This window comes from Rathayibacter sp. AY1F3, assembly GCF_002931975.1.
GTDB lineage: Bacteria > Actinomycetota > Actinomycetes > Actinomycetales > Microbacteriaceae > Rathayibacter.
Genome location: NZ_PSVF01000007.1, coordinates 1 through 22,594, shown reverse-complemented (window position 1 = coordinate 22,594; position 22,594 = coordinate 1). Strand labels below are relative to the sequence as shown.

Sequence of the window (22,594 nt, the reverse complement as noted above, 5' to 3'; positions counted from 1 at the left end):
GGGCGCTCAGGCCGAGGTCGACGCGGGCTCGGGCTCGACGGCCGTGTCCGGGCGGGCACCCGATCGCTCGGAGCCGTAGTAGCTCGTGTAGTAGTAGCCGTAGCCCCGGCCGACCTGGCCGCGCGCGGGCACGCGGTTGAGGATCACGCCGAGGGTGTGGCCGCTGACCCGCTCGAGGTTCTGGATCGCCTTGCCCAGCTCGTCGGTCGTCGTCCTGCCCGCGGAGATGACCACGAGCGCGCCGTCGGTGCGGGCGGTGAGGATGGCGCCGTCCGTGACGGGCAGGAGCGGCGGCGCATCGACGATCACGATGGCCTCGCGAGCGATCTCGTGCAGGAGGATGTCCATGCCGTTGGAGCCGAGCAGCTCGGACGGGTTCGGCGGGATCGACCCGGCTCCGAGCACCCAGAGGTTGCCGGACGGGCCCCACGGCTGCAGGACGTCCTGCAGCTCCGCCTTGCCGATCAGCAGGTCGGTCAGGCCGACGCCGGGAACGAGGCCGAACGACTTGGCGACGGTGGGCTTGCGGAGGTCGCCATCGACGACGACGGTCCGCTGGCCGGAGGCGGCGAGCGTCACCGCGAGGTTCGCGGTCACCGTCGACTTGCCGTCCGAGGGCAGCGGGCTCGTCACGACGATGATGCGCGGCGGGCTGTCGATGTTCATGAACTGCAGGTTCGTGCGGAGCTCGCGCAGCGCCTCGGCGAGTGCGTGCTTGCCGTCGGCCTTGATGTAGTCGGTCGTGTCGGCCTCGGGGACGATGCGGTTGGTCTCGCTGAGGCGCTTGTCGACGGGGAGGGTGCCGACCACGGGGAGGTCGAACAGGCGCTCGACCATCTCGGCGGTGCGGATGCGCCGGTCCAGCGTGTTGCGGACGAACGCGTAGACGAGGCCGAGGACGAGGCCCGCGAGCGCGCCGACCGCGAGGACGAGGCGCAGGTTCGGGAACGCCGGCGAGGACGGGAGCGCGGCGGTCTGCAGGACGGTGAGGGAGACCGTGTCGCCGACGCCCGTCTCCTGGTTGACCTGCTGCACCTTGGTGGCGATGGCCGCGACCCAGGCGTCGGCGAGCTTCTGCGCGCCCTCGGGGGTGGAGGCGGTGGCGCTGACCTTCATCACCGGGGCGACCGTGTCGGCCTGCACCGCGATCGCCGAGATCAGCGTGGCGGGCGAGACGTCGAGGCCGAGGCTGTCGATCGCGATCTGCGCCACGTCGCGCGAGGTGGCGATCGGGACGTAGGTGGCGAGGCTCGACTTGGCGACGGACTGCGCGATCTGCTGCGTGTAGATCGCCTGGCTGTCGTCGGCACCGGTAGTGGCGACGGAGACGAGGCCCTGCGAGTCGGCGACGTACCGCGGCTTCTGCGTCAGCGACCAGCCGAAGGCGACGAGAGTGCCGAGGAGGATCGCCGCGACGATCGGGATCCAGTGGTCGCGCAACAGCCGGAGGACGTCTCGAAGTTCCACAGAGTCAGATTTCCTTCGCTGGTACGGATCACGCGGCGGGCGCCGGAGACGGGTTCTTCCGAATTCTGACACAGCGCTTCCGCGCCCTCGGCGCCAGGCGCGTCAACCGTGCCACCCGTCGGGGGTGGGCTGCGGCGGAGTCCCTCTCGTGATCACTCCGAGGCCCTCGAGCTCGACCAGGGCGGACTCGACGACCGCCGCCGCATCGACGCCGGCGGGCGGCGGGCCCGCCTCCTCGAGCACCGCGGCGACGAGACCGGGCAGATCGGGGCCCTGGCCGGCGTGCCGCCAGATCGTCGGGCCGATCCCGGACAGGCGCACGAGGGTGCCGCCGCAGAACACGAGCAGCTGGCCGTCGGCGAGCTCCACCGCGTCGTCCGCAGGGGTGCGCAGGACGGTGCCGGGCAGGGCCTCGCCCACAGCGTCGAGCTGCACGGAGACCACCTCGGACCAGGCGGACGGGGCCTCTGCGCCGAGGGACGCGAAGACCTCCTCGACCAGGTGCACCACGCTCGCGGCCTCGGAATAGACCAGTCGCCGGACGCCGCCCAGCGCCGAGAGGGTGCGGACGAGATCGGCGATCGGCCGCGGGCGGGCCGAGAGGTAGGAGGTCTGCGGCACCAGGTCCTCGATCGCGTCGACCGGGTCGACGTGCTCGAGGAAGGGCGTCCCGACGCCGTCGCGGCGCTCGAGCAGGAGGACTCCCGCCAGCCGCAGGGGCGCCTCCGGGACCGGTCGGAGGGCGAGCGACCCGGGGGCCAGCTGCGCCTTCGGCGCCGATCCGGTCAGCGGCTTCACCGACAAGGGCTTGGGATAGGGCAGGACGCGCCCCTCCGGGGTCACGCCGACCGTCTCGTCGGTGATGTAGCCGAAGCGGGACCCGAGCGTCCGGGCGATGGTGGTCTTGCCGGTCCCGGAGGCGGCGACGAAGGCCAGCACGCGGCCGGACTCGTCGGAGATCCCGCAGGCGTGGAGCATCAGCAGGTCGGCGCGCCGGGCGCCGATCGCCTCGAGGGTCAGGGTCGAGGTCAGGGACTCCTCGAGCTGCGCCAGCGTGGCGCTCGAGACCCGGGGCGAGCCGTCGACCGGGACGGAGGGATCGTGCCCCACCTCGGCGAGGACGTCGCGTGCTCCCGCGTCGGGCTCGGACGCGCAGGCGGCCCAGCTGTCGGCGATCCGCGCCGCGTCCTCGTCGCCGACGCCGCGTCCGAAGACCACGCGGAACGGGGTCTCGAGGACCGAGACGGACAGGGTGCGGGGCTCGGCGCCCCTCCCCCCGGCGATCAGTACGCCCCGTCGCGGGCGAGGACGGCGCGCGCGGTCTTGAAGAGGATGACGATGTCGCCGGTCATCGACCAGTTCTCGACGTAGTACAGGTCGAGGCGGACGGTGTCCTCCCACGAGAGGTTCGAGCGTCCGCTGACCTGCCAGAGCCCGGTGATGCCCGGCTTCATCAGGAAGCGGCGGTGCACGTGCTCCTCGTACTGCTCGACCTCGCGGGCCAGCGGCGGGCGGGGGCCGATCAGGGACATGTCGCCGCGGAAGACGTTCAGGAACTGGGGCAGCTCGTCGAGGCTGAAGCGCCGGAGGATCGCGCCCACCCGGGTGACGCGCGGGTCCTTCGCCATCTTGAAGAGGATCGAGTTCCCCTCCGCACGCTGCTGCGACGCGAGAGCCGCCAGTCGCGCCTCCGCGTCGACGACCATCGAGCGGAACTTCAGCATCTCGAAGGTCGCGCCGTTCAGGCCGATGCGCTCCTGCCGGAAGAGCACGGGCCCGGGGCTGGTGACCTTGACCAGCACGGCGACGACGACGAGCACCGGCGCGCTGAGGATGATCAGCATGGTCGACGCGAGGATGTCGAAGAGCCGCTTGGCGAACCGCTGGCGGCCGTCGAAGCGCGGGGTCTCGACGTGGATCAGCGGAAGGCCCGCGACGGGGCGGGTGTGGATGCGCGGACCGCCGATGTCGGTGAGGCTCGGCGCCACGACGAGGTGCTCGCGCCCGGGCTCGAGCGTCCAGCTCAGCTCGCGGATCCGCTGCGGCGCCAGCTCGTCGGAGCTCGTGACGACCACCGTGTCGGCACCGGTGGCGTCCATCACGGCGCGGACGCCGTCGATCCCGGTGAACCCGTGGACCGCGAGGCCCGAGAGCTCCTGCTCGCTCCGCAGCGCGTCCGCACCGCCGACCGAGGTCGAGACGGCGCCGACGAGCTTGTAGCCGGCCTCGGTGCCGCGGCGCAGCTCGCGTGCGGTGTGCAGGACGCTCGCGCGGGAGCCGAGGAGCACGACCTGGCTCGAGAAGCGGCCCGCCCGGCGCTGCCGGGTGAGCCAGGAGCGCCAGACCAGGCGGCCGACGCAGATCAGCACGATCCCGGCGGGGAACGCCGTGATGATGTAGCCGCGCGCCAGCAGGATCTGGAGCAGGTAGGCGATGATCGCGACGATGCCGAAGAGCCAGATGGAGGCGTCGACGACGCGGCGGTACTCGACGTAGCCGGTGCCGACGATCCGGCGGTCGCGCGTGTCGAAGACCTGGAGGGCGAGGAGCCAGCCGACCGACAGGGCGACGGACACCCAGGTGTAGCTGACCGCGATGTCGGCGGGGTTCTTGAACCCCAGGTCCGAGTTCAGGTTCAGGTCGAACCAGAAGAGCTGCGTGCCGAAGACGGAGAGGACGATCGCGACGACGTCCGTGATGAGCAGCCGTCGCCGGTAGTCCTGCTCCCACGACGGCCGACGCCTCAGCGGTGCCCCTTGCGCCGTCATCGTTTCCCCCGACCTTTCCTGCTGCTTCGAAAGGCGTAATTCCGTTTCCGGTGTTGTCACGTCGTCAGGCTACCCACTTCCTCGTTTCGGAGGGGTGTCGCACCGGTGAGGAACGCTCGACCGGTCAGCCGCGGAGCCGGCCGCGACTCTCCTGGAGGTAGCACGCGCCGCACAGCGACTCGTAGGTGACCGCCGTTCCGTCGATCGCGACCTGATCGCCGTCGAAGACGAAGCGGCCGTCCACGACGCGCCCGTTGAAGATCGCTTTGCGCCCGCACCGGCAGATCGTCTTCAGCTCCTCGAGGCTGTGGGCGATCTCCAGGAGCCGCCTGCTTCCCGGGAACGCGGCGGTGCGGAAGTCCGTGCGGATGCCGTACGCCAGGACGGGCACGTTCTCGAGGATGGCGATCCGGAGCAGATCGTCGACGTGCGACTCCGGCAGGAACTGCGCCTCGTCGACGAGCAGAGCACTCACGTCGCGCTTCGACTCGGCCAGCACGCGGGCCCGGGCGGCGGTGAAGACGGCCACCGGGTCCCCGTCGGGCTCGAACAGGATGTCCACCGGACGGGTCACGCCGAGCCGCGACACGATCAGCTCCTCGCCCTTCGTGTCGACGGCCGGCTTGGCCAGCAGCACCCGGTGCCCGCGCTCCTCGTAGTTGTGCGCGGCCTGCAGGAGCGACGTGCTCTTCCCGCTGTTCATCGCTCCGTAGCGGAAGTACAGCTTGGCCATCAGGTCTCCTCGGGGCGGGTCCGGAGGCGGGGCCCCCGGGGTGAGCAGGGGTCGGTCACGGGAGGAACCCGTCCTCGCCGGCGCGGCGGATCAGATCGGCCCGGCGGCTCGCGGGCCTGCCGACGGCGACGTACTTGCGGCGCACGCGCTGCAGGTAGGTCTTCGCGGTCTCGAACTGCACGTTCATCTTGGCGGCGACCTCAGGGGTGCTCGATCCGGACGCGTAGAGGCGCAGCGCTTCCAGCTCGCCGGCGCTGAGCCGTGGGCGCTGCTGCGCCGCGACTCCGGACGGCAGGGGCCGCCACTGCGCGGTCGAGACGTCGGCCGAGCGCATCTCGAGAGCGGCGCGGGTCTGCTCCATCACCTCGGCGAGCGGGCGCGACTTCGCCAGGTGCCGCACCGCTCCGGCCTTCAGGGCGCGCTCGCGGACCTCGTCGTCCTCGCTCGCGGAGAGCGCCACGACCGCGGCTCCGGCCGCCCGGCAGGTCCGGATCCGCGCCTCGATCGAGATCGGCTCGCGCAGCTCGACGTCCATCACGACCACCTGGGTGGGGAAGACATCGCTCGTCACCAGGTCGTGCCAGGTGGAGGCGGCCACGACGACCTCGAAGTCCGGGGCGTGGGTGCGGATCCACGCGCTTGTCGCCGCGAGCAGGTCCTCGCGCGGGTCGAGCAGGCCGAGCCGGACCGCACGGGGTGCCGCGTCGCGGGCGCTCCGGGCGGAGGAGCCCGAGGGCTCACCGGAGCGGGTGACCATGCGGACGATCCTAGCCGCGGCCGGGCCCGCCCCCGGCTCAGAACAGCGTCGGCTGCCCGACGCCGGGCAGGATCGCGGCGCGCTCCGGCCCGAGCTCCCCGACCAGCAGCCCGTCGTGCTGGAGGGAGCGCCGCTCGCCGCCGAGGGTCCGCAGCGTCCCGAGCGAATTCAGGGCGGAGGACTTGACGGAGCCGGTGGCCGGGTCCTCTTCGCCGCGCTCGAGCCCGTGCGCGCGCATCAGCGGGCGGATGCGCGCGGAGAGCCAGCGCCGGTACTCGTGAGGCGCGTAGGCGTCGCGGCCCGGGTAGAGCGCTCGGTACTTGTCGACCAGCTCGGGGTGCTCCTGCCCGAGCCACTGCAGGAACCACTCCTTCACCCCGGGCTTGAGGTAGAGGGTCGAGTACATGATCGTGCTGGCGCCCGCCTCGCGGCAGGCCCGGAGCGACTCGTCGAGGTGCGCCCGTGTGTCGGTCAGGAACGGCAGGATCGGCATCAGGAACACCGAGCAGTCGAAGCCGGCCTCCCGTGCCGCGGTGACCGTCGCCAGCCTGGCCGCCGCGGTCGGCGCACCCGGCTCGACGGAGCGCTGGAGGCCCTCGTCGTAGACGGCGATCGACACTCCGAGGTCGACCGGGACGTGCTCGGCGGCCTCGCGGAGCAGCGGCAGGTCTCGCCGCAGCAGCGAGCCCTTCGTGAGGATCGAGATCGGGGTGCCCGAGGCGGCGAGCGCGGCGATGATGCCCGGCATCAGCCGGTAGCGGCCCTCGGCGCGCTGGTACGGATCGGTGTTGGTGCCGAGTGCCACGGGGTGCCGCTCCCAGCTCGGCTTGGCGAGCTCCCGGGTGAGGACCTCGGCGACGTTCACCTTCACGACGATCTGCGAGTCGAAGTCGCGGCCGCCGTCGAACTCGAGGTACTCGTGCGTGGGCCGGGCGAAGCAGTAGGTGCAGGCGTGGGTGCAGCCGCGCATCGGGTTGATGCTCCAGCCGAACGGCATCTTCGAGGAGGTGTGCACGCGGTTGAGCGCCGACTTCGCGAGCACCTCGTAGAAGGTGATGCCCTCGAACTCCGGCGTGCGCACCGTCCGCACCAGGTCGGTGAGCTTGACGAGCCCGGGCAGCGCGGCCTCGTCGGCCGTGCCGATCGACTGCCCGCTCCACCTCATGGAGCCATTAGAACATACGTTCGAACGGGTCGCACCCGATCAGACCGAGGCGGACAGCTCCAGCGTCTCGGCGGTCGCGGTGACCGTCTGCTCGGCCTTCTCGGGCGCGTCGTTGAGCGTCGAGCCGTAGCTCGGCACCAGTGCGCGGATCCGCGGCTCCCAGGCCTTCATCCGGTCGGGGAAGCACTTCTGCACGATGTCGAGCATGATCGGCACGGCGGTCGAGGCTCCGGGCGAGGCGCCGAGCAGGCCGGCGATCGTGCCGTCCCCTCCGGTGATGACCTCGGTGCCGAACTGCAGCACGCCGCCCTTCTTCTCGTCCTTCTTCATCACCTGGACGCGCTGGCCGGCCGTGATCAGGTACCAGTCCTCGTCGCGGGCGGTGGGCAGGAACTCGCGCAGGGCCTTCATCTTCTTGCCACGGCCGGCGAGCACCTCGCCGATCAGGTACTTCATCAGGTCGAGGTTGTCGCGGGCGACCGCGAGCATCGGGCCGATGTTGTGCGGCCGGATCGACAGGGGCAGGTCGAGCCACGAGCCCCGCTTCAGGAACTTGGGCGTGAAGCCCGCGTAGGGGCCGAAGAGGAGGGACGACTCGCCGTCGACGACGCGCGCATCGAGGTGCGGCACCGACATCGGGGGCGCGCCGACCGCGGCCTTGCCGTAGACCTTCGCCTTGTGCCGAGCGACCAGCTCGGGGTTGTCGGTGCGGAGGAACTGGCCCGAGATCGGGAAGCCTCCGAAGCCCTTGATCTCGGGGATGCCCGACTTCTGCAGGAGGTGCAGCGCACCGCCGCCGGCGCCGACGAAGACGAAGCGGGCGGTCACCGACTGGGGCGTGCCTCCGACGACCTGCTTGAGGTCGAGGCGCCAGGTGCCGTCCTTCTGCCGGGTGATGTCGGTGACCTCGCGGCCGGTGTCGAGCGTGCCGCCGTGGGCGACGACGTGGTCGAACAGCTGGTGGGTCAGCGAGCCGAAGTCGACGTCGGTGCCGGCCGGCATGCGCGTCGCCGCGTAGGGGCCGCCGCCGGCGGGACGCTGCTCCATCAGCAGGGGCGCCCACTCGTGGATGGTCTTGACGCTCTCGGTGAACTCGATGCCGGCGAACAGCGGCTGGTCCTTGAGCGCCTCGTAGCGCTTGCGGAGGTACTCGACGTTGGCCTCGCCGTGCACGAAGGTCATGTGCGGCGCCGGGTTGATGAAGCTGGAGGGCTCGCGGATGTCGCCGGACTCCACCAGGCTCGACCAGAACTGGCGCGAGATCTGGAACTGCTCGTTGATCTGGATCGCCTTGGCCGGGTCGACGGAGCCGTCGGCCGCCTCGGGCATGTAGTTCAGCTCGCAGAGGGCCGCGTGACCGGTGCCCGCGTTGTTCCACGGGTTCGACGACTCCTGCGCCACGTCGCCGAGGCGCTCGTAGGCGGCGATCGTCCAGTCGGGCTGCAGCTGGGTGATGAGGGCGCCGAGCGTGGCGCTCATGATGCCCCCACCGATGAGGGCGACGTCGACCGGTTCCGAGGAGTTCACGAGAGTCGAGTTTACGCTCGCCCGAGCACGCCGCGGCGGGGAGGGGCCCCGCTCCCCCATCAAATTCGCGGCTTTTCCACCCGGAAGGGGCCGGAGCGCTCGGCGCCGGCCCCGTCCACGGAGGTCAGGAGACGGGCTGCTTCGCCGCGATGAGCTCGGCGATCTGCACGGCGTTCAGGGCCGCGCCCTTGCGGAGGTTGTCGTTGCTGATGAAGAGCGCGAGGCCGCGTCCCTCCGGAGCACCCTCGTCGGCGCGGATGCGGCCGACGAAGCTCGGGTCCTTGCCCGCGGCCTCCAGCGGAGTCGGCACCTCGCGCAGCACGACGCCGGGCGCGTCGGCCAGCAGCTCGCGAGCACGCTCGGGGCTGAGGGCGGAGGCGAACTCTGCGTTGACGGAGAGCGAGTGGCCGGTGAACACGGGGACGCGCACGCAGGTGCCCGAGACCAGCAGCTCCGGGAGCTCGAGGATGCGGCGGCTCTCGTTGCGGAGCTTCTTCTCCTCGTCGGTCTCGTTCGAGCCGTCCTCGACCAGGCTCCCCGCGAAGGGGATGACGTCGAAGGCGATCGGGGCGACGTACTTGTCCGGCGCGGGGAAGTCGACCGCCGAGCCGTCGTGCACCAGGTCGAGCAGGTGCTCGTCGGCGACGGCGGCGCGGACCTGGCCGGCCAGCTCGTTCGCTCCGGCCAGTCCGCTGCCGGACACGGCCTGGTAGGTGCTGACGATCAGGCGCGTGAGCCCCGCCTCGCGGTCGAGGACCTTGAGGATCGGCATCGCGGCCATCGTGGTGCAGTTGGGGTTGGCGATGATGCCCTTGACCGCCTGGTCGATGGCGTGGGGGTTCACCTCGCTGACGACCAGCGGGACCTCGGGGTCCATCCGCCAGGCGCTGGAGTTGTCGATCACGGTGACGCCGGCCGCGGCGAAGCGGGGCGCCTGCGCGCGCGAGCCCGTGGCTCCGGCCGAGAACAGGGCGATGTCGAGCCCCGACGGATCGGCGGTCTCCACGTCCTCGACCACGACGTCCTCGCCGCGGAACGGCAGCGTCGTGCCCGCCGAGCGGGCGGTGGCGAAGAAGCGGATGGACGCGATCGGGAAGTCGCGCTCCTCGAGGAGGCGGCGCATCACCTTCCCGACCTGGCCGGTCGCGCCGACGACGCCCACGTGGAGGGGGGTGCTGCTCATGCTGTGCTCTTTCGTCCGTGCGGCGCGCGGGCCGCTCGTGGCGGGGGGATCGAGGGAGAGGGTACCGGTCGCTCCGGCCGCTCGGGAGGAACGGCCGGATCGCGAGGGTGTCCGGCCGTCAGCGACCGGTGCCGGCGTAGACGACGGCCTCGTCCTCGGCGTCGAGCCCGAAGGCGGTGTGCACGACGCGCAGGGCCTCGTTCACGGTGTCGGCGCGGGTGACGACCGAGATGCGGATCTCGCTGGTGGAGATCATCTCGATGTTGATCCCGGCCTCGTAGAGGGAGCGGAACAGCTTCGCGGAGACGCCGGCGTTGGTGCGCATCCCGGCGCCCACGAGCGCGAGCTTGGCGATCTGGTCGTCGTACTGCAGGGACTCGAAGCCGACCTCGTCCTTCTCGGCGTTGAGAGCCATGAGGACCGTCTGGCCGTCGGCCTTGGGCAGGGTGAACGAGATGTCGGTGCGCGCGGTCGCCGCAGCCGACACGTTCTGCACGATCATGTCGATGTTGGAGCCGGTCTTCGCCACGATCGTGAAGATCTGCGCGGCCTTGCCCGGGATGTCGGGGACTCCGACGACGGTGATCTTCGCCTCGTTCAGGTCGGCGGCGACTCCGGCGATGATGGGCTCTTCCACGGCTTGTCCGTTCTGCTCGGCGCCGGAGGTCTCGGCGTTGTAGACGATGGTGCCCTCGTTGGGGCTGAAGGAGGAGCGCACGTGGAGCGTGACTCCGTGGCGGCGGGCGAACTCGACGGCGCGGATGTGCAGCACCTTCGCTCCCGCGGCGGCCAGCTCGAGCATCTCCTCGCTGGTGATGCGGTCGAGCTTGCGGGCCTTCTTGACGACCCGCGGGTCGGCGGTGAAGACGCCGTCGACGTCGGTGTAGATCTCGCAGGTGTCGGCGCCGAGTCCCGCGGCGAGCGCGACGGCGGTGGTGTCGGAGCCGCCGCGGCCGAGGGTGGTGATGTCCTTCGTGTCGCGGTTGAAGCCCTGGAAGCCCGCGACGATGACGACGGCGTTCTCGTCGAGCGCCTCGCGGAGGCGGACCGGGGTGATGTCGACGATACGGGCGGCGCCGTGCTGCGCGTCCGTGATCATGCCGGCCTGGCTGCCGGTGAAGGAGCGGGCCTCGAAGCCCATGCTCTTGATCGCCATCGCCAGCAGCGCCATCGAGATGCGCTCGCCCGAGGAGAGCAGCATGTCGAGCTCGCGGGGGGCGGGGATGGGCGTGACCTGGTGGGCGAGCTCGAGCAGGTCGTCGGTGGTGTCGCCCATGGCCGAGACGGCGACGACCACGTCGTTGCCCGCCTGCTTGGTGGCGACGATCCGCTTCGCGACCCGCTTGATGCTCTCCGCGTCGGCGACGGAGGACCCGCCGAACTTCTGGACGATCAGGCTCACGTGCTGCTCCCGTGTCGGTGGCTGGACCGCCGTCGCGACCCGACGGGCGAGTCTACCGGTCGACCGCATGCCGGAGCGGTCATGCGACTCCGGCGGCCGCGTCAGTTCTCGACGAGCCGGCGGCCCTCGAAGGCGCGGCCGAGGGTGATCTCGTCGGCGTACTCGAGGTCTCCGCCGACGGGCAGCCCGGAGGCCAGGCGGGTGATGCGGATGCCGAGGGTGCTGAGCATGCGCGAGAGGTAGGTCGCCGTCGCCTCGCCCTCGAGGTTCGGGTCGGTCGCGATGATGACCTCCTGCACCTCGCCGTCCGCGAGCCGCTGCAGCAGCTGGCGGATGCGGAGCTGATCCGGGCCGATGCCGTCGATCGGGCTGATCGCGCCGCCGAGCACGTGGTAGAGCCCGCGGAACTCGCGGGTGCGCTCGATCGCCGGGACGTCCTTCGCCTCCTCCACGACGCAGATGACGGCGCGGCTGCGGCGCGGATCGCGGCAGATCCCGCAGGTCGCCTCCTCCGCCACGTTCCCGCAGATGTCGCAGAAGTGCACACGGCCGCGCAGCTCGAGCAGGATCTCGGCGAGCCGGGTGACGTCGAACGTCTCTGTCTGCAGGATGTGGAACGCGATGCGCTGGGCGGACTTCGGGCCGATGCCGGGGAGCCGGCCGAGCTCGTCGATCAGCTCCTGGACGATGCCTTCGTACATGCGGTCGCCTCCTCTCGGGTGGGGCGGACGGGGGTGGCGGTGCGGGCGGCGGAGGAGCGGCGGGGTCTCACGCGCCGGTCACGCGGGGGCCGCGCGGCGTGTGGGGCTGCTCCTCGATGAACTGGGCGCCGAGGATCTCGCGGACGACCGCCTCGCCGTAGCGCTGACGGCCATCGGCGGTCGCCGAGCGGGTCGTGCGGGTGACCGGGCGCGCGGCGGGAGCCGGACGCTCGGCGACGGGTGCGGGCCGCGGCGGGGCGGCGGGCTCGGGCGCGGCGGCGGGCTCGCCGGGAGGTGCGACGGTCGCCCAGGAGTCGGGCATCGGCGGCTCGACCGGCGGCATGTCCTCCTCCGGCGGCTCCTCGTCGAACGGGGGCTCGTCGCCGGCGGGAGCGGCTTCAGCGGCGGCGAGGGGAGCGGCGGGCACCGGCTCGGCGGCCGCGGCGGGGGCCTCCACCGGAGCGGAGGGAGCAGCCGCCTCGGCCGCAGGGGTCGGATCGGCGGGGATCGCCACCGTGGCCCAGCCGTCGGAGCCGGTCGCGGCCGGGATCGGCGCAGCCGGAGCGGGCGCGGCGGTCGCCTCGACGGCGGCGCGCTCGGCCTCCGGGGCGGCGGCGCGAGGCTCGACACGGGCGATGTACTTCACCCGCAGGCCGAGGACCTGCTGGATCGCCTGACGCAGGTACTCGCTGACTCCGGGCTGGCCAGCGGTTCCCGGCATCTTGAACGACTCGACGTCGTTCTGGCTCGGGAACGAGAGGGTCAGCACGTCGTCCTTGAGGGCGCGCACCTGGGCGGTGTAGGCCACCAGCCAGGCGGTCATCTTCGCCTTCTGCACGACCTCGAGGATCTCGGGCCAGGTGTCCTTCATCCGCTGGAGGGTGACCGCGCCGTCGGCGGGTGCGTCGCCCGCGGCCGCAGCGGGTGCGGAGGCAGCGGCCGCCTCAGTGGACGCAGCGGCCTGATCCGACGGCTCCTGCTCGACCGGCTCCGGACGAGCCGCCGCGGCGGTCGTCGCGCGGGGGCGTCCTGACTCGGCCGGCGCGGACTCGTCCGCCTCCGGGGCGGCCGCCGTCTCGTCGGGCGCCTTCACCGGCGGCGCAGCGACCGGTGCGGACGCCGTCACCGGCGCCTCGGTGCGCGGAGCGGCCGCGATGGACTCGGGCACCGAGCCGGGAGCGGCGGCGTGCGAGGCGTGGTGGGGCTCGGGCGCACGGGACGGCTCGGACGCGCGCGACGCCTCGGACGACCGCGGGGCGGGCGCCGCGGACTCGCGCGACGCGGCCACGTGCCGCGGGCGCTCCTCCTGGGCCGCAGCGGGCGCGATGCCGGCGCCGGTGCCGTGCACCAGGGTGCGGGCGATCATCAGCTCGAGGTGCAGGCGCGGCGAGGTCGCACCGGTCATCTCGGTGAGGGCCTCGTTGACCACGTCGGCGATGCGCGAGAGCTCGGCCAGGCCGAGCGCGCGCGACTGGCCGGCCATGCGGTCGAGCTCGTCCTGCGAGACGCCGCGGAGCACGGCCGAGGCCGCTCCCCCGGTCGCCGCGACGACGATCAGGTCGCGGAGCTTCTCGAGCAGGTCCTCGACGAAGCGGCGCGGGTCCTGCCCCGTCTGGATGACGCGGTCGACCGCTCCGAACGCCTCGGCGGAGTCGTGCTCGGCGAGCGCGTCGACCACCTCGTCGAGCAGGGCGCCGTGGGTGTAGCCGAGGAGGGCGACGGCCCGCTCGTACTCGACCGTCTCGGCCTCGGAGCCGGCCATCAGCTGGTCGAGCAGGGAGAGCGTGTCGCGGACGGACCCGCCGCCCGCGCGGACCACGAGCGGCAGCACGCCGGCCGCCACGTGCACGCCCTCGCGCTCGCAGAGCTCCTGCGTGTAGTCGAGCATCTGCGCCGGCGGGACGAGCCGGAACGGGTAGTGGTGCGTGCGCGAGCGGATCGTGCCGATGACCTTGTCCGGCTCCGTGGTCGCGAAGATGAACTTCACGTGCTCCGGCGGCTCCTCCACGATCTTGAGCAGCGCGTTGAAGCCCTGCGGCGTGACCATGTGCGCCTCGTCGAGGATGAAGATCTTGAAGCGGTCGCGCGCCGGGGCGAAGATGGCGCGCTCGCGCAGATCGCGCGCGTCGTCGACCCCGTTGTGGCTCGCCGCGTCGATCTCGACCACGTCGAGCGAGCCCTGGCCCTCGCGGCTGAGCTCGACGCAGCTGTCGCAGACGCCGCAGGGGGTGTCGGTCGGGCCCGTCGCGCAGTTGAGGCAGCGGGCGAGGATGCGCGCCGAGGTGGTCTTGCCGCAGCCGCGGGGGCCGCTGAAGAGGTAGGCGTGGTTGACGCGGTTGGTGCGGAGCGCCGTCATGAGCGGATCCGTCACCTGGGACTGGCCGATCATCTCGGCGAACGTCTCGGGCCGGTACCGGCGATACAGGGCTGCTACCACCCGACAAGAGTAGCCGCGACCTCCGACACCGGAGCCGGGACGGCGGACCTCCGAGCGCGCGTAGCCTCGGTCCCGTGCTCCCGCCGCCTCCGCTCCCCCGCTTCGACGCGGTCGTGCTCGCCGGCGGACGCGCTTCCCGCCTCGGCGGCGCGGTCAAGCCGCTCCTCCGGCACCGCGAGTCGACGCTCCTCGGCACCGCCCTCGCAGCCGTGCGCGGAGCCGAGCGGAGGATCGTGGCCGGACCGTCGTCGCTCGCACCGGCTGTCGACGGCGCCGAGCTCGTCCAGGAGGATCCGCCGTTCGGCGGCCCGGTCGCGGGCCTGGCCGCCGCGCTGCCCCTGCTCGACCGCCCGGGCGCTCCGGACTGGGTCGTCGTGCTCGCCGCCGATCTCGTCGCCCCCGCTCCCGCCGTGCACACCCTGCTCGAGGTCGCATCGAGCGCCGTCGAGGCCTCCCTCCTGGCCGTCGACGCGAGCGGCCGAGCCCAGCAGCTCCTCGGCGTGCACCGGCGAGCGGCCCTCGTCGAAGCGCTCACCGCGCTCGGCGATCCCGACGGCGCCTCGGTGCGCGCCCTCCTCCGGGACCTTCCCCCGCGGCTCGTGACGGTGCCCGGAGGGACGACCGACGACGTCGACGCGCCCGCCGACGCGCTCCGGCACGGGATCGACCTGCCGGGCCCGCGCGGCGCAGACTGAGCGGATGGACGACACGACCGGCCCCCGCCCCTCCGCCTCCGACGGCGCCCGCCCCACCGAGGAGGTGCTCGCCGGCTGGTGGGCCGAGCTGTGCTCCGCGCTCGGCCTCGGCGAGGTCCCGGTGGACCCGGACGCCCTGCTCGCCCTCGCCGGTCGCGCAGCGCACGGAGTGGTCCGGCCGGCGGCTCCGCTGACCACGTTCCTCGCGGGCTACGCGGCGGGCCTGGCCGGGGGCGGACGGGACGCGCTCGACGCGGCGCTCGCGGCCTCGCACCGGGCGGTGGACGAGCGTCCGCACGCCTCCTGAGACGCTACTCCACCGGCCTCGATCCGGCACCAGGTCGACGCCGTACGGTTCCCCCGAGTCCCGGTGCCGCGGCTCGGACCGAGAGCGGCGCAGGACTCCCGCGGCCGACTGCGCCGCGGTCGTCCATCTGAAGGAGCCCCGCATGTCAGGCAACAGAGCCGTCGCCTACAAGTCCCCCGGAGTCGTCGAGGTCATCGACATCGACTACCCCACCTTCGAGCTGAAGGACGGACCCGGCGTCAATCCGGCGAACATCGGGCGGAAGCTGCCGCACGGCGCCATCCTCCGCACCGTCTCCACCAACATCTGCGGCTCGGACCAGCACATGGTCCGCGGCCGCACCACCGCTCCGTCGGACCTCGTGCTCGGCCACGAGATCACCGGCGAGGTCGTGGAGGTCGGCCCCGACGTCGAGTTCGTCAAGGTCGGCGACATCGTGTCCGTGCCGTTCAACATCGCCTGCGGCCGCTGCCGCAACTGCAAGGAGCGCAAGACCGGCATCTGCCTCAACGTGAATCCGGACCGCCCGGGCAGCGCGTACGGCTACGTCGACATGGGCGGCTGGGTCGGCGGGCAGGCCGAATACGTGATGGTCCCCTACGCCGACTGGAACCTCCTGGTGTTCCCGGACCGCGATCAGGCGCTCGAGAAGATCCTCGATCTGACGATGCTCTCGGACATCTTCCCGACGGGCTTCCACGGCGCGGTGACCGCCGGGGTCGGCGTCGGCTCCACGGTCTACGTCGCAGGAGCGGGACCGGTCGGACTCGCCGCGGCGGTCGGAGCGCAGCTGCTCGGAGCGGCCGTCGTGATCGTCGCGGACCTCAACGAGGAGCGTCTGGCGCAGGCGCGCTCCTTCGGCTGCGAGACGGTCGACGTCTCGAAGGGCGATCCGGCCGGCCAGATCGAGCAGATCCTCGGCGTGCCCGAGGTCGACTGCGGAGTGGACGCCGTCGGCTTCGAGGCGCACGGCAACGGCGCCGACTCGGGGAAGGAGGCGCCGGCGACGGTGCTGAACTCGCTGATGTCGATCACCGCGGCGGGCGGCGCCCTCGGCATCCCGGGCCTCTACGTCACGGGCGACCCGGGCGGAGTCGACGAGGCGGCCCAGGAGGGATCGCTGTCGATCCGCCTCGGGCTCGGCTGGGCGAAGTCGCTGTCCTTCACCACGGGCCAGTGCCCGGTCATGAAGTACAACCGGCAGCTGATGATGGCGATCCTGCACGACCGGGTCCACATCGCCGACGCGGTCCAGGCCACCGCGATCAGCCTGGACGACGCTCCCCGCGGCTACGCCGACTTCGACAAGGGCGCCGCGAAGAAGTTCGTGCTGAACCCGAACGGCTACCTGGGATGACCGACGGGGCGGGTCCTGCCCAGGGCCCGCCCCGAGCCCCGGGAGAATGGACGGGATGAGCGCGCACGGGCACGAGGCGACCGACTGGGACGAGGCCAGGCGGATCGTCGGCGAAGCGGTGGCGCGCTCCGGCGTCTCGACCGTCCCCCTCCTCGACGCCCGCGGAGCCGTCCTCGACCGCGCCGTCACCGCCGCCCGGCCGCTCCCCCACTACGACTCCTCGGCCATGGACGGCTGGGCCGTGCGCGGACCCGGGCCCTGGCCGCTCGAGGACGGCACCGCCGCGCCGATCGTCACCGGAGCCGCCGTGCCCGACTGGAGCGACGCGGTGCTGCCGTCCGAGCAGGGCGCGGTCCGCGACGACCTGCTCACGGCGCGGGCGCCCCTCCCGCCCGGCCGCCACGTCCGGCGCGCGGGCGACGAGGCCGCCCGCGGAGCCGTGCTGGTCGATGCCCGGACCCGCCTCACTCCCGCGCACCTCGCCCTGCTCGCGGTCGCCGGGGTCGACGCGCTCGACGTCCGCCCGCCCGCCGCGGTCGACCTGCTCCTCACGGGGGACGAGGTCGACACCGAGGGGATGCCGCCCGCCGGACGGGTGCGCGACGCGTTCACGCCGCTGCTGCCCGCGCTGGTCGAGCTCTCGGGCGGAGCCGTGGGAGAGGTCGTGCGCCGCGGCGACGACGAGGACGCGATCGCCCGGACGCTGCTGGCGGGCACGGCGCCGATCCTCCTCTCGACGGGCGGGACCGGGCGCTCCCGGGTGGACGCGGTCCGTCGCGCCCTCGATGCGGTGGGCGCGCGCGTCCTCGTCGACGGAGTCGGCATGCGCCCCGGCCACCCGACCATGGCTGCGCTGCTGCCGGGCGGGACGCTGGTGATCGCGCTGCCGGGCAATCCGCTCGCCGCACTCCTCGCGGCGCTCTCCTTCCTGCCGCCGGCCCTCGACGCGGCGTCGGGCGCCGCTGCCCGACTCCTCGGGCGGGGCGTGCTCGCCGAGCCGCTCGGGCGCGCGGGGGCCACGGTGCTCGTGCCCGTCTCCTCCGGAGAGGACGGCTGGCGGGCCTCCGCGGGCATCCGCTCGCACATGCTCACCGGTCTCGCCGCCTCGGAGGCCGTCGCCGTCGTGCCCGCACCGGGAGCGGCAGCGGGCGACTCCGTGCGCCTGCTGCCGCTGCCCTGGTGAGGCCTACGCCGCCGGTTCGAGGCGGATCACGACCGACTTCGAGGTAGGCGTGTTGCTGATCTTCGCGGTCGAGTCCAGCGGCACGAGGACGTTCGTCTCCGGGTAGTAGGCGGCCGCGCAGCCGCGGGGCGTGTCGTACGCCACGACGCGGAACGCCTCCGCCCGCCGCTCGACGCCGTCGGGCCACTCCGAGACCAGGTCGACCATCGCGCCGTCCGCGAAGCCCAGCTCGGCGACGTCGTCGGCGTGGACGAACACCACCCGGCGGCCGTCGTGGATCCCGCGGTAGCGGTCGTCCTTGCCGTAGATCGTGGTGTTGAACTGGTCGTGCGAGCGCAGCGTCTGCAGCAGCAGCCTGCCCTCCGGCACCCGCGGGTACTCGAGCGGATTCGCGGTGAAGCGGGCCAGGCCGGAGGGGGTGTCGAAGCGGCGCGCGTCGCGCGGCGGGTGCGGGAGGACGAAGCCGCCGGGCACGTCGATCCGGGCCTCGAAGCCGTCGAAACCGGGGACGAAGTTGGCGATGTGCGAGCGGATGCGGCGGTAGTCGTCGCGCAGTCCCGCCCAGTCGACCCGGGGGACGTTCTCGCGGCCCTCGAGCAGCCGCTCCGCGATCCCCGTGAGGATCGCCACCTCCGAGCGCAGGCCCGGGCTCGGTGGGCGCAGGCGGCCCCGGGAGGCGTGCACGGCGCTCATCGAGTCCTCGACCGTGACCCGCTGCTCGCCCGAGCGCTGCACGTCGGAGTCGGTGCGGCCGAGGGTGGGCAGGATCAGCGCGCGCCGGCCGGTGACCACGTGCGAGCGGTTGAGCTTGGTCGAGACGTGCACGGTGAGGGCGAGCGAGCGCATCGCCGCCTCCGTCACTCCGCTGTCGGGCGTCGCCCGGGCGAAGTTGCCGCCGAGCCCCATGAACACGCGGGCCTTCCCGTCGCGCATCGCCCGGATCGCGGCGACCGTGTCCGTCCCGTGCACGCGCGGGGAGGAGAAGGAGAACTCGCGGTCGAGCGCGTCGTGGAAGGAGTCCGGCATCCGCTCGAAGATGCCCATCGTGCGGTCGCCCTGCACGTTCGAGTGGCCGCGCACCGGGCAGACGCCCGCGCCGGGCTTGCCGATGTTGCCGGTGAGCAGGAGCACGTTGACGACGTCCTTGAGCGTCGCGACCGAGTGCGCGTGCTGCGTGAGGCCCATCGCCCAGCAGACGACGGTGCCCTCGGACGCCGCGATCAGCTCGGCGACGGTGCGGATGCGCGTCTCGTCGATCCCGCTCGCCCGCTCGATCTCGTCCCACTGGACCTCCCGCAGCCCGTGGAGGTACTCGGCGAGGCCGCCGGTGCTCTCGCGGATGAAGGCGTGGTCGAAGACGTCGCCGCGCGCCTCCTCCGCCTCGAGCAGCGCCTTGCCCAGACCCTGGAACAGGGCCTGGTCGCCGCCCAGCCGGACCTGGAGGAAGTGGTCGGCGAGGGCCGTGCCGTCGCCCAGGGTGCCGCGGACGGTCTGCGGGTTCTGGAAGCGGAGCAGCCCCGCCTCCGGCAGCGGATTCACGGCCACGATGGTGCCGCCGGCGCGCTTGGCGCGCTCCAGCGCGGTCAGCATCCGCGGGTGGTTCGTTCCGGGGTTCTGGCCGGCGACGATGATCAGCGGTGCCCGCTCCACGTCGCGCAGGCTCACCGAGCCCTTGCCGATCCCGATCGTCTCGGTGAGGGCGGATCCGCTGGACTCGTGGCACATGTTCGAGCAGTCGGGCAGGTTGTTCGTGCCGAAGCCGCGGACCATCAGCTGGTAGACGAAGGCCGACTCGTTCGAGGTCCGACCGGACGTGTAGAAGATCGCCTCGTCGGGGCTCGCGCAGGCGCGCAGCTCCTCGGCCACGAGGTCGAGCGCCTCATCCCAGCCCACCGGCCGGTAGTGCGTCGCGCCCTCCTCGAGCAGCATCGGCTCCGTGAGCCTGCCCTGCTGGCCGAGCGCGAAGTCGTCCCACTCCTCCAGCTCCGCGACGGGGTGCGCGGCGAAGAACGCCGATGTGACGGTGCGGAGCGTGGCCTCCTCGGCGACCGCCTTCGCTCCGTTCTCGCAGAACTCGGCGACGTGGCGCTTGTCGCCCTCCGGCCAGGCGCAGCCCGGGCAGTCGAATCCGGTCTTCTGGTTCACCCGCAGGAGCGTCTCGGCGCTGCGCACCGGGCCCATCTGCTTGAGCGAGACCTCGAGGGCGTGGGCGACGCCGGGGATCCCGACGGCGCGTCTCTTCGGCGACCGGACGGAGAGGCGGCTCTCGTCGATCGGACTCTCGCGGGGCTCGGCGTCATCGACCATTCCTGCATCGTACGTCCGTACCCCGGCATCGCTCCCGGTTCCCGGTGGGAGGATGACCTCCACCGCCTGAGGAGACCCATGAGCCGCAGTGTCGCCCGCACCCGCCTGACCGCCGTCCGCGCCGGCGATCCGCCCCGACGCCGCGAGGACGTCCTGGCCGTCGAAGAGCCGCTCGAGATCCGCGTCGGCGGACGGCGCTTCAGCGTGACCATGCGCACACCCGGCGACGACTTCGACCTGGTCGCGGGATTCCTGGTGTCCGAGGGGGTGCTCACCGAGTCGGAGCAGCTGGCGGCGATGCGCTACTGCGCGAGCGGCTCCGGTCCGGGCGAGAACACGTACAACGTGGTCGACGCGAGCGTCCGCGGCGGGCGGGAGGCCGTGCTGCTCGAGCGCGAGCGGTCGGTCTACACGACGAGCTCGTGCGGAGTGTGCGGGCTCGCGTCGCTCGAGGCGGTCGCCACCGACTCGGCGTGGAGCGTCGCGGAGGACGACCTGCGGGTCGAGCGGGAGCTGCTGGTCTCGCTCCCCGATCGGCTCCGCGAGGCGCAGGCGGTGTTCGAGCGGACGGGCGGCGTCCACGCGGCCGGGCTGTTCGACGCGGACGGCTCGCTGCTGGTGCTCCGAGAGGATGTCGGGCGGCACAACGCCGTGGACAAGGTGGTCGGCTGGGGGCTCCGGGAGGGGCGGCTGCCGTTGCGGGGGACGCTGCTGCAGGTGTCGGGGCGCGCCTCGTTCGAGCTGGTGCAGAAGGCCGTGATGGCCGGCATCCCCCTGCTCGCCGCGGTCGGTGCCCCGTCGTCGCTGGCGGTGGACCTGGCTCGCGACTCCGGCCTCACCCTGATCGGCTTCAGCCGCGGCTCCGGCTTCAACCTCTACGCGGGCGAGGCGCGCCTGCTGCCCTGAGCCGGGGCTCCTCGGCCGGCTCCTGCCGATGGAGCAGCCTGCACAGCGGGCGCATCGAGATCCCCCTCGTACTCGGTGGCTCTCGCCACGCCGCGTCCCGCGGCTACTCGACCAGCGAGGGTCGCCGCGTGTTCGGCAGAGGGCCGCGACCCGGAATCGCGTGCGAGCGATTCAGGGCAGCCCGACAAGACCCGCTCTGCGCAACGCAGGCCCACGAGAAGCCGACCGCGGTCGTGCAGCGGGCCACCGCTGCACGACGAGCGAGCACCGCCGCGTGCCAGCGATTCAGGGCAGCCCGACGTACCCGGCTCTGCGCGATGCAGGCCCACGAGAAGCCGACCGCGGTCGTGCAGCGGGTCACCGCTGCACGACGAGCAAGCACCGCCGCGTGCGAGCGATTGAGGGCAGCCCGACAGGACCCGCTCCACGGGAGCCACCACCCCTGGAAGCCGGCCGCGAGTCGTGTCGCGGCTCCGCCGCTACACGACCGACAAGGACTGCCGGGCGATCTCCAGCTCCTCGTTCGTGGGGATGACGAGGACGGCGACGCGGGAGTCGTCGGTGGAGATGCGGCGGGCGCCGCGGTCGGAGGACGTGTTGCGCTCGGGGTCGAGCTCGATGCCCAGGCCCTCGAGGCCGCGGAGGGCGCCGGCGCGGACGGCGGCGACGTTCTCGCCGACTCCGGCCGTGAACACCACGGCGTCGACGCGGCCCAGCTGGGCGTAGAAGGCGCCGATGTAGTGGCGGAGGCGGTGGTAGTAGACCTCGAGTCCGGCGCGCGCCTGCTCGTCGCCGGCCTCGGCCGCCTCCTGGACGTCGCGCATGTCGCCGCGACCCGTGAGGCCGAGGAGGCCGCTTCGGCGGTTGAGGAGGGTGTCGAGCTCGTCGATCGAGAGGCCCGCCTTGCGGGCGAGGTGGAAGACGACGGCCGGGTCGAGGTCGCCGGAGCGGGTGCCCATCACCAGGCCCTCGAGCGGGGTCATGCCCATCGAGGTCTCGACGGAGACGCCGCCGTCGACCGCGCAGGCGGACGCTCCGTTGCCCAGGTGCAGGACGATCGTCTTCAGGTCGGAGCGGCGGCGGCCGAGATAGGCGGCGGCGGCCTCCGAGACGAACTTGTGCGAGGTGCCGTGGAAGCCGTAGCGGCGGACGCGGTGCTTCTCGGCGAGCTCGGCGGGCAGCGCGTAGGTCGACGCCGCGGCCGGGATCGTGTGGTGGAAGGCGGTGTCGAAGACGGCGACGTGCGGGACGTCCGGGAAGGCCTTCTGCGCCGCCTCGATGCCCTCGAGGTTGGCGGGGTTGTGCAGCGGGGCGAGGTCGGCGAGGTCCTCGATGTTGATCTTGACCAGGTCGGTGACGACGGTGGGCTCGAAGAAGCGCTTGCCGCCGTGCACGACGCGGTGGCCCACGGCGACGGGAGGGAACTCGTCGAGGCTCGGGCCGTGCTCGCCGAACGCGCGGATCATCGCGTCGAAGCCGGCGGTGTGGTCGGGGATCGGCCCCTCGATCTCGAAGGCCTCCCCGTCGCGGGTGTGCTTCGTGCGGCCGGTGTCCTCGCCGATCCGCTCGACGAGGCCGCTGGCGAGGGTCTCCTCGGTGGTCATCTCGATGAGCTGGTACTTGAACGACGACGATCCGCTGTTGACGACGAGGACGACGGACATGAGGGGACTCCTGGGGTGATCGGGGTCGGGAGGGG

At 72.6% G+C, this 22,594-nt stretch carries 18 protein-coding genes; 5 read left to right on the top strand and 13 right to left on the bottom strand.

The annotated features are described in order from the left end of the window. Positions 1 to 6: 6 nt before the first annotated feature. The 11 genes from C5C39_RS06130 to C5C39_RS06080 form a co-directional block, all read right to left on the bottom strand. Positions 7 to 1,467, bottom strand: coding sequence for a polysaccharide biosynthesis tyrosine autokinase (locus tag C5C39_RS06130; RefSeq protein ID WP_159939611.1), 1,461 nt, complete (start codon positions 1,465 to 1,467; stop codon positions 7 to 9). A 102-nt stretch (positions 1,468 to 1,569) separates the two neighbouring features. Then, positions 1,570 to 2,685, bottom strand: a complete 1,116-nt coding sequence (locus tag C5C39_RS06125; RefSeq protein WP_104352904.1) for a hypothetical protein — start codon at positions 2,683 to 2,685, stop codon at positions 1,570 to 1,572. Positions 2,686 to 2,750: 65 nt separating this feature from the next. Then, entirely contained in the window at positions 2,751 to 4,235 is a 1,485-nt protein-coding gene (locus tag C5C39_RS06120) for a sugar transferase (protein ID WP_104222171.1), read from the bottom strand. Between the two features lie 124 nt (positions 4,236 to 4,359). Beyond that, on the bottom strand, positions 4,360 to 4,968 hold the full coding sequence (locus C5C39_RS06115; RefSeq protein WP_104227256.1) for a thymidine kinase: 609 nt from the start codon (positions 4,966 to 4,968) through the stop codon (positions 4,360 to 4,362). Between the two features lie 55 nt (positions 4,969 to 5,023). Further along, complete coding sequence (locus C5C39_RS06110; protein WP_104352903.1) at positions 5,024 to 5,725, bottom strand: LuxR C-terminal-related transcriptional regulator; 702 nt, start codon at positions 5,723 to 5,725, stop codon at positions 5,024 to 5,026. A gap of 37 nt (positions 5,726 to 5,762) precedes the next feature. Beyond that, positions 5,763 to 6,890, bottom strand: coding sequence for an Rv2578c family radical SAM protein (locus C5C39_RS06105; RefSeq protein ID WP_104352902.1), 1,128 nt, complete (start codon positions 6,888 to 6,890; stop codon positions 5,763 to 5,765). A 39-nt stretch (positions 6,891 to 6,929) separates the two neighbouring features. Beyond that, positions 6,930 to 8,477: a malate:quinone oxidoreductase gene (locus C5C39_RS06100; RefSeq protein WP_104233746.1), complete on the bottom strand. Its 1,548-nt coding sequence runs from the start codon at positions 8,475 to 8,477 to the stop codon at positions 6,930 to 6,932. Positions 8,478 to 8,541: 64 nt separating this feature from the next. Further along, complete coding sequence (locus C5C39_RS06095) at positions 8,542 to 9,600, bottom strand: aspartate-semialdehyde dehydrogenase (RefSeq protein WP_104227259.1); 1,059 nt, start codon at positions 9,598 to 9,600, stop codon at positions 8,542 to 8,544. 118 nt (positions 9,601 to 9,718) lie between these two features. Continuing rightward, positions 9,719 to 11,002 (bottom strand): aspartate kinase, encoded by a 1,284-nt coding sequence (locus C5C39_RS06090; RefSeq protein ID WP_104260372.1) that lies wholly within the window; start codon positions 11,000 to 11,002, stop codon positions 9,719 to 9,721. 101 nt (positions 11,003 to 11,103) lie between these two features. Continuing rightward, the gene (gene recR / locus C5C39_RS06085) at positions 11,104 to 11,703 is read right to left on the bottom strand and encodes a recombination mediator RecR (RefSeq protein ID WP_104222157.1); all 600 of its coding nucleotides are present in this window, start codon (positions 11,701 to 11,703) and stop codon (positions 11,104 to 11,106) included. 67 nt (positions 11,704 to 11,770) lie between these two features. Further along, positions 11,771 to 14,140, bottom strand: coding sequence for a DNA polymerase III subunit gamma and tau (locus C5C39_RS06080; protein WP_104352901.1), 2,370 nt, complete (start codon positions 14,138 to 14,140; stop codon positions 11,771 to 11,773). Between the two features lie 74 nt (positions 14,141 to 14,214). Here C5C39_RS06080 and C5C39_RS06075 point away from each other — a divergent pair, with 74 nt between their 5' ends. The 4 genes from C5C39_RS06075 to C5C39_RS06060 all read left to right on the top strand — a co-directional run bounded on the left by C5C39_RS06075 (position 14,215) and on the right by C5C39_RS06060 (position 17,682). Continuing rightward, a complete protein-coding gene (locus tag C5C39_RS06075) occupies positions 14,215 to 14,835 on the top strand; it encodes a molybdenum cofactor guanylyltransferase (protein ID WP_258075783.1) in 621 nt (206 codons plus the stop codon). A 4-nt stretch (positions 14,836 to 14,839) separates the two neighbouring features. Next, the gene (locus C5C39_RS06070) at positions 14,840 to 15,142 is read left to right on the top strand and encodes a DUF6457 domain-containing protein (protein ID WP_219812223.1); all 303 of its coding nucleotides are present in this window, start codon (positions 14,840 to 14,842) and stop codon (positions 15,140 to 15,142) included. 142 nt (positions 15,143 to 15,284) lie between these two features. Further along, the gene (gene fdhA, locus C5C39_RS06065; RefSeq protein WP_104225123.1) at positions 15,285 to 16,499 is read left to right on the top strand and encodes a formaldehyde dehydrogenase, glutathione-independent; all 1,215 of its coding nucleotides are present in this window, start codon (positions 15,285 to 15,287) and stop codon (positions 16,497 to 16,499) included. A gap of 55 nt (positions 16,500 to 16,554) precedes the next feature. Then, positions 16,555 to 17,682: a molybdopterin molybdotransferase MoeA gene (locus tag C5C39_RS06060; protein WP_181136333.1), complete on the top strand. Its 1,128-nt coding sequence runs from the start codon at positions 16,555 to 16,557 to the stop codon at positions 17,680 to 17,682. A gap of 3 nt (positions 17,683 to 17,685) precedes the next feature. On the opposite strand, the gene C5C39_RS06055 is transcribed toward C5C39_RS06060, so the two are convergent. After that, on the bottom strand, positions 17,686 to 19,989 hold the full coding sequence (locus tag C5C39_RS06055; RefSeq protein WP_104352899.1) for an FdhF/YdeP family oxidoreductase: 2,304 nt from the start codon (positions 19,987 to 19,989) through the stop codon (positions 17,686 to 17,688). 78 nt (positions 19,990 to 20,067) lie between these two features. Between C5C39_RS06055 and fdhD the strand changes: the two genes are divergently transcribed. Next, positions 20,068 to 20,895 (top strand): formate dehydrogenase accessory sulfurtransferase FdhD, encoded by an 828-nt coding sequence (gene fdhD, locus C5C39_RS06050; protein ID WP_104352898.1) that lies wholly within the window; start codon positions 20,068 to 20,070, stop codon positions 20,893 to 20,895. A 479-nt stretch (positions 20,896 to 21,374) separates the two neighbouring features. Here fdhD and C5C39_RS06045 read toward each other — a convergent pair whose 3' ends face one another. Further along, complete coding sequence (locus tag C5C39_RS06045) at positions 21,375 to 22,559, bottom strand: acetate/propionate family kinase (protein ID WP_104352897.1); 1,185 nt, start codon at positions 22,557 to 22,559, stop codon at positions 21,375 to 21,377. Positions 22,560 to 22,594: the final 35 nt, after the last annotated feature.

Coding starts and splice junctions, on each gene's coding strand:
- C5C39_RS06120 (WP_104222171.1), bottom strand. CDS start 4,235: ATGACGGCGCAAGGGGCACCGCTGAGGCGTCGGCCGTCGTGGGAGCAG.
- C5C39_RS06115 (WP_104227256.1), bottom strand. CDS start 4,968: ATGGCCAAGCTGTACTTCCGCTACGGAGCGATGAACAGCGGGAAGAGC.
- C5C39_RS06110 (WP_104352903.1), bottom strand. CDS start 5,725: ATGGTCACCCGCTCCGGTGAGCCCTCGGGCTCCTCCGCCCGGAGCGCC.
- C5C39_RS06105 (WP_104352902.1), bottom strand. CDS start 6,890: ATGAGGTGGAGCGGGCAGTCGATCGGCACGGCCGACGAGGCCGCGCTG.
- C5C39_RS06100 (WP_104233746.1), bottom strand. CDS start 8,477: ATGGGGGAGCGGGGCCCCTCCCCGCCGCGGCGTGCTCGGGCGAGCGTA.
- C5C39_RS06095 (WP_104227259.1), bottom strand. CDS start 9,600: ATGAGCAGCACCCCCCTCCACGTGGGCGTCGTCGGCGCGACCGGCCAG.
- recR (WP_104222157.1), bottom strand. CDS start 11,703: ATGTACGAAGGCATCGTCCAGGAGCTGATCGACGAGCTCGGCCGGCTC.
- C5C39_RS06070 (WP_219812223.1), top strand. CDS start 14,840: ATGGACGACACGACCGGCCCCCGCCCCTCCGCCTCCGACGGCGCCCGC.
- fdhA (WP_104225123.1), top strand. CDS start 15,285: ATGTCAGGCAACAGAGCCGTCGCCTACAAGTCCCCCGGAGTCGTCGAG.
- C5C39_RS06060 (WP_181136333.1), top strand. CDS start 16,555: ATGAGCGCGCACGGGCACGAGGCGACCGACTGGGACGAGGCCAGGCGG.
- C5C39_RS06055 (WP_104352899.1), bottom strand. CDS start 19,989: ATGGTCGATGACGCCGAGCCCCGCGAGAGTCCGATCGACGAGAGCCGC.
- fdhD (WP_104352898.1), top strand. CDS start 20,068: ATGAGCCGCAGTGTCGCCCGCACCCGCCTGACCGCCGTCCGCGCCGGC.
- C5C39_RS06045 (WP_104352897.1), bottom strand. CDS start 22,559: ATGTCCGTCGTCCTCGTCGTCAACAGCGGATCGTCGTCGTTCAAGTAC.